Origin of the sequence: Bradyrhizobium sp. CCH5-F6, from assembly GCF_001556045.1 — a bacterium.
Lineage (GTDB): Bacteria > Pseudomonadota > Alphaproteobacteria > Rhizobiales > Xanthobacteraceae > Bradyrhizobium.
In genome coordinates this window covers 123,169-139,566 of the sequence record NZ_LSIC01000121.1, presented here as the reverse complement: position 1 = coordinate 139,566, position 16,398 = coordinate 123,169, and the positions used below count along the sequence as shown (strand labels likewise).

Sequence of the window (16,398 nt, the reverse complement as noted above, 5' to 3'; positions counted from 1 at the left end):
TCAGAACTTCGCTGTCGTCACGACGTAGAACGCCCGTCCCGGCGCCACCGCCACGAAAGGCACTGCGCTGCGATAGAGCGTATCGTAGTACAGCTTGTTGGTAAGGTTCTGGGCGTAGAGCTTCATGGTCCAGTTCTGATCGATCTTCTTCTCGACGAACGCATCGAACCGCCAGTAGCTCGGCAATTCGTTGCCGGTGTTGGCCGCGAACGTGCCGCCATAGACCTTGGAACGGTACACCGCCTGGCCGCCAAGCTCCCAACCGTCATCGAACTTGTACTTCGTGAGCATGCTGAACGACTGGTGGGCAACATTGGCAAGCTGCAGCCCGAGATTCGAGGCGACGCCACTCTGCGTAACCTTCGATTGCATCAGCACCAAGCCGCCGAAGATGCTCCAGCGGTCGGTGATCTTGCCCTCCGCCTCGATGTCGATGCCCTGGATTCTGTAGGCTGCGCCGGAGGTGAGCAAGCCATTGACGGTCTCGCGTGCGTTGTCCTTCGTCGTCTGGAACAGCGCGGCGCTGACCAGCAGGTGCCGATCGGCCAGCTCCCATTTGGTGCCGAGTTCAGCAGCCTTGTTGCGCTCAGGCCCGAGTAGAATGGTCGAGTTGGCGGGAACGCCGCCGTAGTCGGTGCCCGTTGCGTCCAGCTCCGAACCAAACGGATTGGCCGAGGTGGCGTAGGCTGCATAGATGCTGCCGATCGACATCGGCTTGTAGACCACGCCGACGTTGTAATTGACGAGATCGGCGGTTTGCTTGAGGTAGGCCGAGTTTGTGGACGAACTCTGGCTATAGCCGTCGTAGCGGACGCCGCCGTTCACGATGACCGTGTCCTGCCAGTTTGCGGTGTCCATGACATAGACGCTGCTGGTGTTGACGCCATAACGCGTCGGGTTTCCAACCAGCGAGGGCGTGTTGCTGAAGGGAATGTTGGTGTACTGCGGGGAGTACAGATTGACTCCCGTCGAGCCGCCGCCGAACAGTTCCGAAGAAAGGCCGGTGTAGCGGTCGATCGAGATATTCTCGTTCGAATATTCGACCCCGAGCACGGCGGTGTGCTTGACGCCGCCGGTGTCGAGCTTGAACGTGGCCTCGTTCTGGTTGGCCCACACGTCAACATTCTGGTAGCGGCTCTGCGCGCTCGCCGTCGTGGTCCAGAGCAGCGGATTGGGACTGGTCGTGTTCGGGTTCTGCGGCAGCGTGCCGATGTAGTTGAGCAGCGAGTGCTCGCCCCGCACCTTGCTGGTCAGGGTAATGGCCTCGTTGACCTTGTACTCGATCGTGCCGGTACCGAAATCCTGCCGCGCGGTCTGGAAGTCGCGGTTGAGGAAGCCGTACCAATTTCCACGCGGAATGCCCGCCGAGGTCACCGGCACGTTGCCCTGCTTGTAATAGGGCACGCCGAAATCAGGATAGCCGCTGAGATCGGTATGGACGTAGTTCGTCGTGATCTTGATGTCGTTGGTCGGGGTATACTTGGTCGAGATGAAGCTGCCCCAGCGATTGTCCGTGACGTAGTTGCGTCCGGCGACGTTGGCGTCCTGGAACAGACCACCGGTGCGCACCGAGAAGGTCGGGTCGATGACCTGGTTGACGTCGAGCGTGACGCGCTTGGTCATGTCGGTACCGAACTCGGTGCCGATGCGCTTGAAGTTGACGTCGCCCGCCTGCTTGGTGACGATGTTGATGGCGCCGCCGGCGGTGCCGCGGCCGGCATAGGAGGATGCAGGGCCACGCAGAATCTCGATCTGCTCGGTGAAGAAGTTCTCGCGGATGGAAACGGCGGGATCGCGGATGCCGTCGATGAAGACGTCGTTGCGTGCGTCGAAGCCGCGGATGAAGAAGCGGTCGCCGAACGCGTTGCCGCCCTCGCCCGAGCCGAGCGTCACGCCCGCGGTCGAACGTCCGATCTCCTTCAGCGTCGTGGCGTTCTTGTCCTCGAGCACTTCCTTGCTGAGCACCGTGATGGTCTTCGGCGTGTTCAGCATCTTCTCGGGAAACTTGCCCGAGGCCTGGACATGATCGACCTTGTAGGGCGCCGCCGGATCGGCATAGGGATTGCCATCGGGCGCGCCGGATGGCGTCGTGGGAGCCGACTGCTGCGCCGTCTGCTGGCGCTGCGCGGCGCGGCGGAGTGCGTTGCGGGCACGCACCTGCTCGGGCGAAGGCTTCGAGGTCGTCGGGCGCGGACGCTCGACGGGGGCATCGACCGTCACCGGCGGCAGGCTCGACTGCTGCGCTTGCGCGCCGCCCGACACCGACGCCACCGCGATCAAGCTCGCAACCGCCGAAACCTTCTTGCCGGAAACGCCCGCGAACCTCTCATCCACCGGATCGAATGCTGCGACCGAACGCAACGACTTCGGTGCGACCACCTGCCCCATTACCAAACGCCCCATATTCCTGTTCGCTCGTTCACTTCGACGAACGATGGCTTTTGGTATCGGCCACAAAATAGCGGGTCAATGCGAGCCGTTCGCGAGAACCCTTAAATCAATCCAGATCAAAGCGATTCTAAACTGCAGTTTGAAATCGTTCTAAACGCGATTGGATTCGTTCTAAGGATAACGCAGATAGACCCGCTCACTCTCAGTCGCTGCTCGGCGGCTTCATCAGCGAGAACAATTCGTCGACCGTCTTCTGCGCGACGGCGCGCACGCGTTCGGTGCTGTCCATGCCGGCGATGTTGACGCCGTTCACGACAGCTTTGATCTCGTCGCGAAAGTCGGTGAGGAAGTGCAAGGGATCGCGCTGCTCGTTGGCGACACGCGCGATCAATCCCGTGATCAGAATCTGACACGCGATCAGCTTGCCGTTCAGCTCGTCCATCCTGTTGCCCCCTATGGCTGCCGATATGGACGATGCTGAAATGCCTGACAACCGAAACGGCCGCCACGCGACTTAGAACCGTTCTTGCAACCGATCCGAACTACGGTTCGGTCGAACACTATTGGCCTGAGCACTCCGCTGCAGGTGGTGCGCAAGAGCGCCGGGGGATCGGTCACGCCGGGAAGATGCAATGCATCGCCGCGCCAGACCACTGCCGAGGGGACGCAAAGCTTTCCAATTGTTTAGGATTCTCAACTGATAGTGCTGTTTACACCAGAACTTGGCGTGTAATATACGTCACGATGGAACTCTATGACTGCCCCATTCTTCATAGCTGAGGGCATGCGAGCCGACACGAGACCATATGAAAAAGTCCCGGCCGATCCTCTGGCTTCTGATCATCGCGGCCGTGGCCTCCGCGGGCTATTATGGTTGGGAGAAATTCGGCTCGGCCGGAACGATCCAGACAGCACAGAAGGCGCCGCCTCGCCCACCCGCCGTTCCCGTCAGCGTTGCCCCGGTCCAGAAAACCGACTTTCCGGTCTACCTGACTGGTCTCGGCACGGTTCAGGGCTTCAACACCGTCCAGGTCCGTAGCCGGGTCGACGGCCAGATCATCAGGCTCGAATTCAAAGAGGGCCAGATCGTCCAGCAGGGCGACCTTCTGGTCTCAATCGATCCACGGCCCTATCAAGCCGCGCTTGACCAAGCCAAGGCCAAGAAGGCGCAGGACGAGGCAAACCTAGCCAACGCCAATCTAGAGCTCCAGCGCGCCGTGAAGCTCGGCGAATTCGCAACGACACAGCGGGTCGATACCCAGCGCTCCACCGTCGCCCAGCTCACCGCCCAGATCGCCGCCGACGAAGCCGCGATCGCCAACGCCCAAACCCAGCTCGACTACACCCAGATCAAGGCACCGATCACCGGTGTTGCAGGGCTCCGCCAGGTCGACATCGGTAACATCGTCAACGCATCGACGCAGACCGGCATCGTCACGATATCGCAGGTCGAACCGATCACCGTGATCTTTACGGCACCGGAAGACCAGCTTCCCTACATCAGCGAGGGTCAGAAGGCCGGCGCCCTGAAGGTGATCGCCTTCACCACCGACGGCAAGAAAACGCTGGCCGAGGGCAAGCTCGCGGTCATCAACAACCAGGTCGACACCACCAGCGGAACGATCCGGCTCAAAGCGGTGTTCGACAACAAGGACCACGCGCTGTGGCCGGGCCAATCCGTCTCGACGCGTCTCCTGGTGCGGACGCTGAAGGATGCGACCGTGGTCCCGGATGACGCGGTCCAGCATTCGACTAACGGCCTCTACGCCTATACGGTCAATCAGGACAACAAGGCCGAGCTGCACAAGGTCAAGGTCCGTTATGCCATCGACGGACGTTCGGTCATTGAGGAAGGGCTGAGCCCCGGCCAGCAGGTCATCGTCGGCGGTCAGTTCAAGGTGCAACCCGGAAGCCTCGTCTCGACGGCGGTAGCAAGCTCGGATCCAGCCCAGAACAAGGTGCGACAGGAATGATCGGAGGCGGGATTTCGGCACCTTTTATCCGTTATCCCATCGGCACCTCGCTGCTGATGGCCGGCATTCTCTTCGTCGGCCTCGTGGCCTATCCCCTTCTGCCTGTCGCGCCGCTGCCGCAGGTGGATTTCCCGACCATCCAGATCACCGCCAACCTGCCGGGCGGCAGCCCCGAGACGATGGCCTCGTCAGTGGCGCAGCCGCTCGAGCGGCAGTTCGCCCAAATTCCGGGCATCGCGCAGATGACCTCGACGAGTTATCTGGGCACGGCATCGATCACCATCCAGTTCGACCTCAACCGCAACATCGACGGCGCAGCCAACGACGTGCAGGGGGCGATCAACGCTGCCAGCGGCCAGTTGCCGAAGAACCTGCCCTCGCCGCCGACCTACCGCAAGGTCAATCCGGCCGATGCGCCGATCCTGTTGCTGTCGGCGACGTCAGAGACGCTGCCGCTGACCAGCGTCAGCGACGCGGTCGATGCCCAGCTCGCGCAGCAGATCAGCCAGCTTTCGGGCGTCGCGCAGGTCTTCATCGGCGGGCAGCAGAAACCTTCCATCCGCATTCAGGTCGATCCCGGCAAGCTTGTGGCAAAGGGCCTGTCGCTGGAAGACGTGCGCAGTGCGATCGCGATCACCACGGTCGACAGCCCCAAGGGCAACATCGACGGCGACAAGCGCGCCTATACGATCTACGCCAACGACCAGCTCACGCAGTCGAAGGACTGGAACGACGTCATCATCGCCTATCGCAACGGCGGTCCGTTGCGAATCCGCGACATCGGCCAGGCGGTCAGCGCCGCCGAAGACGCCAAGCAGGCGGCCTGGGCAAACGGCAAGCGCGGCGTGTTCCTGGTGATATTCAAGCAGCCCGGTGCCAACGTCATCGAGACGGTCGACCGCATCAAGGCGACCCTGCCCCGCCTCGTGGCCGCAATTCCGCCCGCCATCAAGATCGAGCTGATCAGCGACCGCACGACGACCATCCGTGCCGCGGTCGAAGACGTCCAGTTCACGCTGCTGCTGACCATCGCCCTCGTGGTCATGGTCATTTTCATCTTCCTGCGCAATTTCTGGGCAACCGTCATTCCCACGGTGACGGTGCCATTGGCATTGTTGGGCGCCTGCGCCTTGATGTGGGTGGTCGGCTATTCGCTCGACAATTTGTCGCTGATGGCGCTCACCATTGCGGTCGGATTCGTGGTCGACGACGCCATCGTGATGCTCGAGAACATCACCCGCTACATCGAGGAAGGCGACTCGCCGATGGAGGCCGCCTTCAAGGGCTCCAAGGAAATCGGCTTCACCATTGTGTCGATCAGCATCTCGCTGGTCGCGGTGCTGATCCCCCTGTTGCTGATGGGCGGCATCATCGGGCGCCTGTTCCGCGAGTTCGCGGTGGTGCTCGCGATGACCATCTTCGTCTCGATGTTCGTGTCGCTGACGCTGACGCCAATGATGGCTTCGCGCTTTCTGCGCGCGCATGGCGAGGTGACCCACGGCCGGTTCTACCAATGGAGCGAGCGCGCCTTCGACGGATTGCTGCGCGGCTACGAATATGTGCTCGACCACGCCCTGGCCTGGCGCCGCACCACGCTGGCGATCTTCTTCGTCACGCTCGGATTGTCGATCTACCTGTTCGTCCTGATCCCGAAGGGCTTCTTCCCGCAACAGGACGTCGGCCTCATCACGGCGACATCCGAAGCCTCCCAGGACATTTCGTTCAAGGAAATGGTCAGACGTCAGGAGCAGCTCGGCAAGATCATCCTGGCAGATCCCGACGTCGCCAGCGTCGCCATGTCGATCGGCGGAAGCGGCCGCGCCGGCAACAACGGCAACCTGTTCATCACGCTGAAGCCGCGCGAAATGCGCGAGGCCTCGGCGCAGCAGATCATCGCGCGGCTGCGTCCGCAGTTCGACAAGGTCGAGGGCGCCCGCCTTTACATGCAGGCCGCCCAGGACGTCCGGCTTGGCGGCCGGCCGACGCGTACGCAGTTCGAGTTCACGCTCCAGGACGCCAATCTGGACGAGCTCAACGAATGGGCGCCGAAAATCCTGGCCAAGATGCAGACGCTGCCGGAGCTGCGCGACGTCGCGACCGACCAGCAGACGCAGGGCACCACGGTGCAGCTCAAGATCAACCGCGACACCGCCGCCCGTTACGGCATCCAGCCGCAGCTGATCGACGACACGCTCTATGATGCATTCGGACAGCGGCAGGTTACGCAGTATTTCACCCAGCTCAACACCTACAAGGTGATCCTCGAAGTACTGCCCGAGATGCAGGGCAATCTCGACACCTTGAACAAGCTCTATTTGAAATCGCCGCTAACCGGCGAACAGGTGCCGCTCTCGACCTTTGCGACCTGGAGCACCGATCCGGTCCGCCCGCTCTCGATCAGCCATCAGGGCCAGTTCCCGTCGATCACGATCAGCTTCAACCTCGCTCAAGGCGTGGCGCTCGGTCAGGCGACTGAGGCCGTGCAGCGGGCGATGGCCGAGCTTGGCACGCCGCCGACACTCAATTCCAGCTTCCAGGGCACCGCGCAGGCGTTCCAGCAATCGCTCGGCACCGTGCCACTGTTGATCCTCGCCGCCCTCGTCGTGGTTTATCTGATCCTCGGCATCCTCTACGAGAGCTACATCCATCCGATCACAATTCTTTCCACCCTGCCCTCGGCCGGCGTCGGCGCGCTCGCGATCCTGATGGCCGCCGGCTTCGATTTCAGCCTGATCGCGCTGATCGGCATCATCCTGCTGATCGGCATCGTGAAGAAGAACGGCATCATGATGGTGGACTTTGCGATCGCCGCGGAACGCGACGAGCACAAGACGCCGGAGGAATCGATCCGCCAGGCCGCGTTGCTGCGCTTCCGTCCGATCATGATGACGACGATGGCCGCGCTCCTGGGCGGCGTGCCGCTGATGCTCGGTCACGGGACCGGCGCCGAGATCCGTCAGCCGCTCGGCTACGCCATGGTCGGCGGCCTGATCGTCAGCCAGGCGCTGACCCTGTTCACCACGCCGGTGGTCTATCTCTATCTCGACGAGCTCAACAACTGGTTCTCCACCTGGGGCCGGTCGGCTGACGGCGAAAGCGACGAGGCGCCCGCGCACGGGAACGTCAAGGAAGCCGCCGAGTAACCTTGCGCCGTGCCTCCCGCAACGCTACAGCGGGACCTCGGTACACGCCAATGCAGTTTCGTCATGCTCATGCAATCCAGACTTGTCGCCCTCACCGCCGCTGCCCTTTTGTCGACCGGCGCTGCGTATGCCCAGCAGGGCGCCAAGAAGAACGCCGCTGCTCCTGCCCCGGCCGCACAGCCGGCGCCCGCTCCGACGCAAGCGCAGGCGGACGGCACTCCTCCGGGGCAACCCGGCTGGATCGTGCGCTGCACCAGCCCGAGCCGCAATGCGCCGCTCGAATGCGCGATGGAGCAGAACGCAGTTCTGACCAAGACCGGTCAAACCGTCGTCCTCATCAACATCCGTATCGCGCCCGACACACGTACGCCGATCGCGCTGCTTCAGTTGCCACTCGGCATCAATCTGCCCCTCGGCGCCAAGCTCCAGGTCGACGACGGCAAGACGGTCGATCTCCAGATCCAGACCTGTGAGAACCGTGGCTGCTACACCTCGACACCGGTCGCACCGGATCTGCTCGCCGCCCTGCGATCAGGCAAGCAGTTGAAGGTCTCCTTCCAGAACATGGCCAAGGAGACGATAGCGATCCCGATGCCGCTGAACGATTTCGCGGCGGCCTACGACAAAATCAAATAGCGGGCTTCTTCCGTTATTGCCGTGCCATCTGCGCGTTGCCGACGGCATCGCCATCGAGCTTCTGGTCGTCGTGCATGGTGACCGTAACACGCAGCAGACGTCCCTCGTACTCGAACGGCGCCTCGTAATGCGACACCGGGCTGCCACGATCGCGCCCGATGTCGAGCCCGGACCACGAGATCAAGGTGTGGAATCCGAGCTGGGTCTGGAGCGAACCCGCCGGCTCGCCGTCGATCAGCAGCGTGTATTCCGAGACACCCGTGCGCGCGCCCTTCGCCGGCGGCTCCTTGCGCACGAGCCGTTCGACGTGAACGCCGAGACGCCGCGCGCCCGGCAGCACCTTGCGGTCCGACCGCACGATCTGGTGGCTGCCGCCGATATTGAGATCGTGCACGAGGTGGCCGTCCTTGACGTAAAGGCTGTAGCCCGACGTCGCATCGCCGTGTGAGATCAGCACGCCGTCTGCGCCTGCCTCGCCCAGTTCGACATGCGCCTCGATCGTGTAGCTGCGGCTGCGTACATCGGGCGCCACGTCCGTCGGCACATGCCCCATTCCGGCGTGGAAGACGAAACGCCGGCGCGCGCCGTGAAAGCGCGCGGCATTCTCCGCAAAGCGCGGCCCGAAGCGGTCGTCGAGCGGCAGCACCTTGTGCTTCTCGGCTTCTTCCCACCATGCGGCGATCATCCGGGCAAGGCGCTCCGGCTCCTCGGCCGCGAGGTCGTTGGTCTCGGAGAAATCCTCGTCGAGACGAAACAGCTCCCATTTGTCGTTCTCGAACGGCGTGCCCGACGGATGAAAGGCGACGGCCTTCCATCCGCCGTGCCAAAGCCCGCGATGGCCGAACATCTCGAAATATTGCGGTGAGCTCTTCGAGGGTGCAGATGCTTCCGCGATCGAACGCGCAAAGCTCTCGCCTTCCAGCGGCATTTGCTGGCAGCCCGCGATGGTCGCTGGAGCCTCGATGCCGATCAGCTCCAGCAGCGTCGGCGTAAGATCGCAGGCATGGACGAACTGGTGCCGCAACTCGCCTCGGCCAACGATCTTCTTCGGCCAGTTGATCACGAAGGGATCGCGGATACCGCCGCCATGGGTGTTCTGCTTGTAGCGGCGCAGCGGCGTGTTCGAGGCCATCGCCCAGCCATGCGGGAAATTGCTGTGCGTATCGGGCCCGCCGATGTCGTCGATGCGGCTGAGCTTTTCAGCGATCGGCTCCGGCTTGAAGTTGAACGGTCCCATTGCGTTGACGAAGCCGAGCGGCCCGCCCTCCTGGCTGGCGCCGTTGTCGGACATCACGATGATCATGGTGTTGTCGCGGATACCGGCCGTCTCCAGGAACGAGACGAGGCGGGCGAGATGCCGATCGGAATGATCGAGCATGCCTGCGAAGGCAGCTTGCAGCCGCGTGAAGACCCTCCGCTCGTCGGCCGAATGCTCCTCCCAGGCCTTGACGCCGTCATTGCGCGCCGGCATCCGCGTTGCCTCCGGCACCAACCCCATGGCTTTCTGGCGCGCCAGCCGCTGTTCGCGCTCGGCGTCCCAGCCGTGCGCGAAGGCGGCGTCGTAGCTGCGGATGATATCCATCGGCGCCTGATGTGGCGCATGGCAGGCGCCGAGTGCGACCCAGGTCAGCCAGGGAACATCAGGGCGATCTGCGACGTGATCACCGATGAAGCGGATGGACTGGTCGATCAGATCTTCGGTCAGATGATAGCCCTCGGCATAGGTGCCCGGCGGATCGATATGCGTGTTGTCGGAGACGAGCTCCGGCGCATACTGGTCGGTCTCGGCATCGAGGAAGCCGTAGAAACGATCGAAGCCGCGCCCGAGCGGCCAGCCGTCGAACGGACCGGTGGCGCCGCTCTCGGTCAGCGGCGTGACATGCCATTTGCCAACCATATAGTTGCGGTAGCCGTGCACGCGCAGCATCTCGGCGAGCGTCCCCGCCTCGCGCGCGATCTTGCCGCGATAGCCGGGATAACCGGAATCGAAATTGGCAAGACAGCCGACGCCGACCGAATGGTGGTTGCGCCCGGTGAGCAGCGCCGCGCGCGTCGTCGAGCACATCGCCGTCGTGTGGAAGCCGCTGTAGCGCAGGCCTTCCGCGGCGAGCCTGTCGATGGTCGGCGTCCTGATCGCCGAGCCGTAGCAACCGAAATCCGAGAAGCCGACATCGTCGAACAGCACGACCAGGATGTTCGGCGCGCCTTCGGGCGGCCTCGCCGCCTCCGGCCACCAGGGTTTTGACTCCGCAACCGTCTTGCCGACGGTGCCGCCAAACGGCGTGCCGCTACCTGCGCTCATCTGCTCCTCCCTGGTCGGCCGACGAAGGACCGCGTTGACCCAGGCTCCGTCCCCGTCTAAATTATAATCCGAATTATGATTATTATTCTAGGCGGATGCAAGCACTGATGAGACCACGCTCAGAGCCCGAGCTTCGCGACTTCGACCTGCCCGGCGTCGCCCCGTCGCGCCAGAAGCGCAGCCGCGAGACGACGTTGGCGCTGCTGCGCGCCGGCGCCGACATGCTGCGGACGCGCAGTCTTGCCGAGCTCTCGATCGAGACGCTCTGCACCGAGGTCGGCGCCACCGTGGGCGCCTTCTACAGCCGGTTCGAGAGCAAGGAGGCCTATTTCAACGCCCTGATGGCCCTGGCCGCACGCGACGGCGAGCAGCGACTGGGCGAGATCAGGAGCCCCTCACCGGATTCAAGCCTCGACCAGCTCTGCCAGATCATCGTCAGCGGCATCGTGGCCTGGATGCGCAGCCACGAGGGCGTGCTGCGCGCCGCGCTCCAGCATGACGACACCCGCCCGGACAAATGGACGCCGTTCAAGGCGCTCGCCCAAGCGACCACGATGCGCGCCGCCCCTCTCCTTCTGCCGGCCATGGGCAGGGGCCGCAAAGCGGCAAAAACCCGCGCCATCGCCTTCGGCTTCCAGGTCGTGCTGGGCACGCTGGTGAACGCGATTCTCAACGATCCCGGGCCGCTCTCGCTGTCGTCGAAAGAGATGGAGACGCGGCTCGCAGGCTGCCTGTCGCTGCTGCTCCGGGCGGAGATCGGTCGACCTGCCGCGAGATAGGCCTCCCGCCCACCGTCAGCCAACGATGTCGTTCGCCCGGAGCAGCGTCGTGAAGCCACCATAGATCATGCGCTTGCCGTCGAATGGCATGCCCTCGAGCTTCAGCCGCGGGTCCGCCATCACCTTCTTGTTGACGGCATCGCGACTCTCCCGGTCTCGGTAGACGATCCAGGCGAACACCACGACCTCATCCTCTTTCGCCATCACCGCGCGCGGAAACGAGGTGAGCTCTCCATAGGGAACGTCGTCACCGATGCATTCCACATAATCGAGGGCGCCGTGCTCCATCCAAATCGCGCAGGCGGTCGTCGCCAGCGCCTTGTAGGACTCGATGTTGTCCTTGGGCACGGCGAGAACGAAACCATCGACATAGGGCATTACGGATCTCCTTGGGTTGTCTGGCCCAAGGACGATAGAGCGCGCGGCGATCCGACTTGGAAATGCAATGTTGGATGAGACAAACCGTCGCGAGCGGCGAAGCGGTAACGAACCATGTCATCCGGTCCGGCGCTGAACCAGACTTTGGGAATGATACCCGGAACTGGCTGGGGAACCTGGATTCGAACCAAGACAAACAGAGTCAGAGTCTGTTGTGCTACCGTTACACCATTCCCCACCGAAGTCGCTGAAATCGCTTAGCTTTCTTCGGAAGTTTTGCAAGGTTGGCTAAAAGTTTTGCAAATCAGCGCCTCGCAGGCCGGTCATATAGCCGCGTCGCCGTTCGCGGTCCAGTCCTTATGTGCACAAGCCGCCGGGTTGTTGGCGCTGCGTCCTAGGCCTATTCCTGCAACATCAGGAGGAGACATGGTTTTGCTCGGATTCGGCGCGCTCGGCTCGGGACCTCTCGGCGGCTTTCCTCTAGAAGATATCCGCGTTGGTTCGAAGGTCATTTCCCTCGTCATGCAAGGGATCATCGTCCCCGACGGCCAAAAGGTCAGCGAGGGTGTCCTGCTCAAGTCGACATCGGCGGTCTGGTCGGAGATCGCGCGCGTGCTGGCAAACGATTGGTCGCAGGCGTGGCACCTCACACCGGAGCAGTGGGAAGAAATGGTCGCTGGCGCATACGAGAAGGCCGGCTACCGAACCATCCTCACGCCGCGGAGCGGTGATTTCGGCCGCGACGTCATAGCCAGCCGCGAGGGTGTCGGAGCGATCAAAGTCCTGGGCTCCGTCAAGCGCTATGCTCCCGACCATCTCGTCGATGCTGAAGCCTGCCGGTCGCTGCTTGGCGTCCTCGGCATGGATCGCAGCGCCTCTAAAGGGATCATTTCAACAACGTCCGACTTTGCCCCTAAAATCGAAGCCGATCCATTCATCGCTCCCGCGCTGCCATATCGCCTTGAGCTGATGAACGGCGAGAAGCTTCAAAGCTGGCTAAAGGCCCTTGCAGAAGAGGAGCGCTGACTACCCTCAGCTGACGCCACGCGGAGCGGTGCGAATCCCGCTAGGGAGCGCCAGCCGCCAATTTCTCCCCATGAAACTACTGAACAATTTGCCTCTCAGTGACCCACTTTTTGGAACGGCCGTTCCGGTGGGTCACAATTTGTTCTGAGTTGACCCGAGACCGTTTACAAACGAGCTCCGACCGATGGGCGTCCCTTCCCGGCTTTTTCCTTGTAAACCGCTGAGCGGTCTGCGTTTCGGGCCAGAAATCACTGCCCTTAACGGCTCTGTCTGGCGCGAACAAAAGTGGCCGGTGAGTTTCGGAATTCTTAGGGGGACTTTGATCGAGGGGTACGGAGAGCGCAGTAATCGCAGCCTCACGATCTTCGCCGCCGGTGCGGTAGCCGATGCGGAAAGAGAGGAAGAGTGCTGCGCCGCATGCGGCCGCCAGCACCATGCGGCCCAATTCGCCGACGAGCACCAAACCAAAGACCGTGAGAATGAGAAGGATGGTTCGCATTATGGCGCGAATCGAATCACGGCCGAGTCACCGAAGCAAGCAGCATTTCATGTGCGAAGGCAGGAGGGCTCGTTCAATCGTGCTCCCACAGCTTCGATAATTGGGGATTATCGGTAGAAACCAACGGGATGATCGGATGCTGGAAATGTGCTTCTGATGACCTCTTGCGGTGGTGTTCTTCGCGAAGGATCAGACGATCCCTTTGTGCTTGGGTAGGCCTAGCCGGAACATGAAATCGATGAGCCGAAAACTGGTCTGCCTTTCTGTCGTCTCAATGCTCGTCCTCTCGCCAGCCATAGCCGCCCTCGCTCCCGTGTCGGGTCGGAGGTTCGCGGACCAGACCGCAAGCGATCAAGATTCGTGGCAACGGGTCGACCTTCGGCCCGCGCGGCGTGCCCTCCAAAGGGCGCCGCAGATTAAGGTCGCAATAGAGACAAAGGGCCCCAGCATGCAAGGGCTCATCCGCATTCCCGGAGGGCTGGCCTCCAACTTCAATACCGGCCGAGGTCTGACTGTGGTGGACCTTATAAACTCGGGCGACGAGACGCGAGGCTATGCCGAGATCGTCGCGATTGAGATCGCCTTCACGCAAGCGACCCGAGGGCAGGTTTTCCGGATATCTGCCGCCGAGGACTGAAATTAGGTGTTTTGGGGCTTCATCTTAAGCCGCTCGCCGCACCTGCCGCCTGTGGCACCCACTATGCTCAGGATGCCGTCCCCAGCCCGATTGTCTCCGGTATCAAGATGCTGAATGACACCCGTCGGCGATGCGATGACGTTAATCCGGCGAGCATAGGTTTTCGCCGTACCTGAGGCGCAAGCAGCGTACTCAGGCGAGCTGAGCCGCAACTTTCGCCATCATGGCCCGCAGCACATCATTCATTGTGGGGCAGCGATAGACCGTAAAACGAGACCGGGACGTCGCGGTGAGGCCGATCACGTGCTTGGCCATTTCGCTCAAGGGCAGGAGGAAGTAGTCAATGACTTCCCTATTTGTATCCTTGTCCAGCCGCAGCGCAAGAATGAGTTCGGCCGGCTCGAACTTGCGGCGATGGACCAACCAACAGGGCGCGTGGCATCTCCCGACGTAGTAACGCGCCATACGCACCGAGATGACGAGCTTGCCGGCAACCGTCATCACCGCAGCTTGCGCATCGAAGACTGCAGTAACGCCGCACGCCCTGATTTGAGTGACCAGAGTATCCACCTGTCTCGATAGCTCGGCCTCAGACTGCTTCCGCGCGTCGGCGTAATCGTAGCTCCGCTCGGGATCAACGTAGCCGACACGGCGAAAGGCCTCCCTCAGGCTGCCGAATCGGTACGCGTATAACGCGGCACTCGGCATATTCTCCGTAGCGGCCAGAATCGAGGCACTCAGCTTCCCATGTACCGCAAGCGCATCTCGCAGCTTCTTCAGGAGCAGCTCGTTCGACCATCTGCCCTGCTTCTCCTTCAACATTTTCTGGGCTTTGAGGAAGATGCTCTCGTCAACGACCGGCTCGAAAAGACCTGTGGTTCTAATCCATAGCTCTGGCGGATTCGGTTTCCTCGATTGCTTCAGCCGGCACGAGGACCGATTGTAGACGCTATTGCCAATGTAGGCCTCGTTGCTCAAAATTTGCCGTACCATGGCATGCGACCACGGCGCCGATCTATGGTTGGGGACTTCCTCATTGTTCAGCCAACGAACGATGGATCCTCGGGATCGCCGGTGAACGACGAACTCCCGAAAGATCCGGGCGACGATCCGCTGCTCGTTCTCCGCGCCAGGCCGGATCACGACCCGGTCCGTCTGCAGATGCTTGCGTTGGCCTTGCAGCAAGAGTCCCTTTGAACGCCCGCTTTCATCAACCAGTTCGCGCCGGAGCCCATAACTCGCGGGGCCGCCCTGCTTGAATCCGAGACTGGCGACGCGGCAGGCGCCAGCATGGACCTTTACCGAGAGCTCTCTTGAATATTCGGCCGCCATCACCCGTTTGAGATTCTTGACGATGCTCGATATGACGCTGCCGTCGTTGTCGAACTCCTCGGCGCAATAACAGACCTTGATACCGGCTTGCCGGCAGATGAACTCGTAGTAGGCGCTCTCGTCGATGTCTTGGAATCGACCCCAGCGGCTCACGTCATAAACAAGGATGTGATCGAAGTCCGCCCGCCCGCTGCGAACATCGTCGATCAGTTCAATCAATCCCTCGCGCCGGTCGATACGAAGTCCACTGCGCCCTTCGTCGGCGTAGGTGCGAACAATCATGAGGTCGCGCTGCGCAGCATAGACCGCTATTGCGGCAGCTTGGTTCTGTGTTGAGTAGTGCTGGTGGTCGGTTGACATGCGCACATATTGCGCGGCCCGCCCGCTACTCGCCGATGAGAGCAAATCAGTCCCAGGGCGAACAATCAACGCGTTGGCCATATCACGCCTCCGCTGCCCGTTGCTCGATGGGGCGCATCGTGGCTGAGACGCTCTGGCCCGAGCGTCACCAGAGCGAAGCAAGGCCCTTACTCAGCCATCCTAGCGCAGCCGAACCAAGAAGCGAAGCCAGCCGAGCCCAAACCCATGAACGGCCGCGCGCGGCACTGATCGACCGCAGATATAGGAATGCGCCCAGCAGCGTGCCGTAGTTTCTCCGGAAGTCTCCGTTGAGCTTTGCGATCTTGGAAAGATCGGAAGTCTCGACTTCGTCGGCCATGGCACTGGTCCTCTCTTGGTGGAGCCAGCCCCCTATAAACCCCTGTTTTGCCCGACGGAGCAAGGGAAATTCGGTATATCAAAAAGTTCGATTCGACCAGGTTAGCATTGGCCCCGACCAAGGGCGGCCGAACACGATGATCCTGCTCAGCAAAATGGCCCCCGCGACGTACAGCGCTGTCCGGGGACTGTCGAGGGCATAGGTGTCGGCAGATCAGAGGACTGCACAACTACGTTCGTTTGAGCCGGGGTCGCACTGTTAATGGCCGTTGCGGTCGTACGCGCGCTGTCCAATTGAGCGCGACAGTTTACATAGGCATCAGTGCCCGGCCGAGCCCCGTAGCCCTGACACTTTTGATCGTCTTTGGCGTTGCGTTCCGCAATACGTTGCTCGTTAGTGAGGCATCCGCCCAACAACAAGCTAAGCGCCAAAATCGCCACAACGCGCATTATTGTTCCCCAGCAAGAATATTGCTCGCATAAAACCGCAACCGCAAGGCGAAATCAACATGCCGCATCGATCAAATGGCCCGCCAGCCCGAACCAGCCGACATCCGCTGAGTGTCTATACGATAGTTGGCGCGG

General features: G+C 61.8%; 13 protein-coding genes and 1 tRNA gene. 6 read left to right on the top strand and 8 right to left on the bottom strand.

All coding sequences use genetic code 11. The features are described 5' to 3' along the window. A complete protein-coding gene (locus AX729_RS21635; RefSeq protein ID WP_061026392.1) occupies positions 1 to 2,388 on the bottom strand; it encodes a TonB-dependent receptor in 2,388 nt (795 codons plus the stop codon). Positions 2,389 to 2,593: 205 nt separating this feature from the next. Then, a complete protein-coding gene (locus AX729_RS21630; protein WP_061026391.1) occupies positions 2,594 to 2,833 on the bottom strand; it encodes a hypothetical protein in 240 nt (79 codons plus the stop codon). A gap of 364 nt (positions 2,834 to 3,197) precedes the next feature. Between AX729_RS21630 and AX729_RS21625 the strand changes: the two genes are divergently transcribed. The 3 genes from AX729_RS21625 (at position 3,198) to AX729_RS21615 (ending at position 8,143) form a co-directional block, all read left to right on the top strand. Continuing rightward, positions 3,198 to 4,364, top strand: a complete 1,167-nt coding sequence (locus AX729_RS21625) for an efflux RND transporter periplasmic adaptor subunit (protein WP_061026390.1) — start codon at positions 3,198 to 3,200, stop codon at positions 4,362 to 4,364. Then, positions 4,361 to 7,507, top strand: coding sequence for a multidrug efflux RND transporter permease subunit (locus AX729_RS21620; RefSeq protein ID WP_061026389.1), 3,147 nt, complete (start codon positions 4,361 to 4,363; stop codon positions 7,505 to 7,507). The genes AX729_RS21625 and AX729_RS21620 overlap by 4 nt, the downstream gene beginning before the upstream one ends. Before the next feature lie 63 nt (positions 7,508 to 7,570). Next, positions 7,571 to 8,143: an invasion associated locus B family protein gene (locus tag AX729_RS21615; RefSeq protein ID WP_061026388.1), complete on the top strand. Its 573-nt coding sequence runs from the start codon at positions 7,571 to 7,573 to the stop codon at positions 8,141 to 8,143. Between the two features lie 13 nt (positions 8,144 to 8,156). On the opposite strand, the gene AX729_RS21610 is transcribed toward AX729_RS21615, so the two are convergent. Next, positions 8,157 to 10,445, bottom strand: coding sequence for an arylsulfatase (locus AX729_RS21610; protein ID WP_061026387.1), 2,289 nt, complete (start codon positions 10,443 to 10,445; stop codon positions 8,157 to 8,159). A 107-nt stretch (positions 10,446 to 10,552) separates the two neighbouring features. On the opposite strand from AX729_RS21610, the gene AX729_RS21605 reads away from it, so the two are divergent. Further along, positions 10,553 to 11,224, top strand: coding sequence for a TetR/AcrR family transcriptional regulator (locus AX729_RS21605; RefSeq protein WP_061026503.1), 672 nt, complete (start codon positions 10,553 to 10,555; stop codon positions 11,222 to 11,224). Between the two features lie 15 nt (positions 11,225 to 11,239). Here the strand turns inward: AX729_RS21605 and AX729_RS21600 are convergent, their stop codons facing one another. Then, complete coding sequence (locus AX729_RS21600) at positions 11,240 to 11,602, bottom strand: DUF1428 domain-containing protein (RefSeq protein ID WP_061026386.1); 363 nt, start codon at positions 11,600 to 11,602, stop codon at positions 11,240 to 11,242. A gap of 164 nt (positions 11,603 to 11,766) precedes the next feature. Continuing rightward, a tRNA-Gln gene (locus AX729_RS21595) sits at positions 11,767 to 11,840 on the bottom strand. A gap of 188 nt (positions 11,841 to 12,028) precedes the next feature. Here AX729_RS21595 and AX729_RS21590 point away from each other — a divergent pair. Next, positions 12,029 to 12,628: a restriction endonuclease gene (locus AX729_RS21590; protein WP_061026385.1), complete on the top strand. Its 600-nt coding sequence runs from the start codon at positions 12,029 to 12,031 to the stop codon at positions 12,626 to 12,628. Between the two features lie 76 nt (positions 12,629 to 12,704). Here the strand turns inward: AX729_RS21590 and AX729_RS21585 are convergent, their stop codons facing one another. Next, a complete protein-coding gene (locus AX729_RS21585) occupies positions 12,705 to 13,127 on the bottom strand; it encodes a hypothetical protein (protein ID WP_061026384.1) in 423 nt (140 codons plus the stop codon). Between the two features lie 448 nt (positions 13,128 to 13,575). Here AX729_RS21585 and AX729_RS39830 point away from each other — a divergent pair, with 448 nt between their 5' ends. Further along, positions 13,576 to 13,764 (top strand): hypothetical protein, encoded by a 189-nt coding sequence (locus AX729_RS39830; protein WP_156457130.1) that lies wholly within the window; start codon positions 13,576 to 13,578, stop codon positions 13,762 to 13,764. A 192-nt stretch (positions 13,765 to 13,956) separates the two neighbouring features. On the opposite strand, the gene AX729_RS21575 is transcribed toward AX729_RS39830, so the two are convergent. Together AX729_RS21575 and AX729_RS21570 are read right to left on the bottom strand one after the other, a co-directional pair. Then, on the bottom strand, positions 13,957 to 15,537 hold the full coding sequence (locus tag AX729_RS21575) for a recombinase family protein (protein WP_061026382.1): 1,581 nt from the start codon (positions 15,535 to 15,537) through the stop codon (positions 13,957 to 13,959). Positions 15,538 to 15,601: 64 nt separating this feature from the next. Beyond that, the gene (locus AX729_RS21570; protein WP_061026502.1) at positions 15,602 to 15,814 is read right to left on the bottom strand and encodes a hypothetical protein; all 213 of its coding nucleotides are present in this window, start codon (positions 15,812 to 15,814) and stop codon (positions 15,602 to 15,604) included. Positions 15,815 to 16,398: the final 584 nt, after the last annotated feature.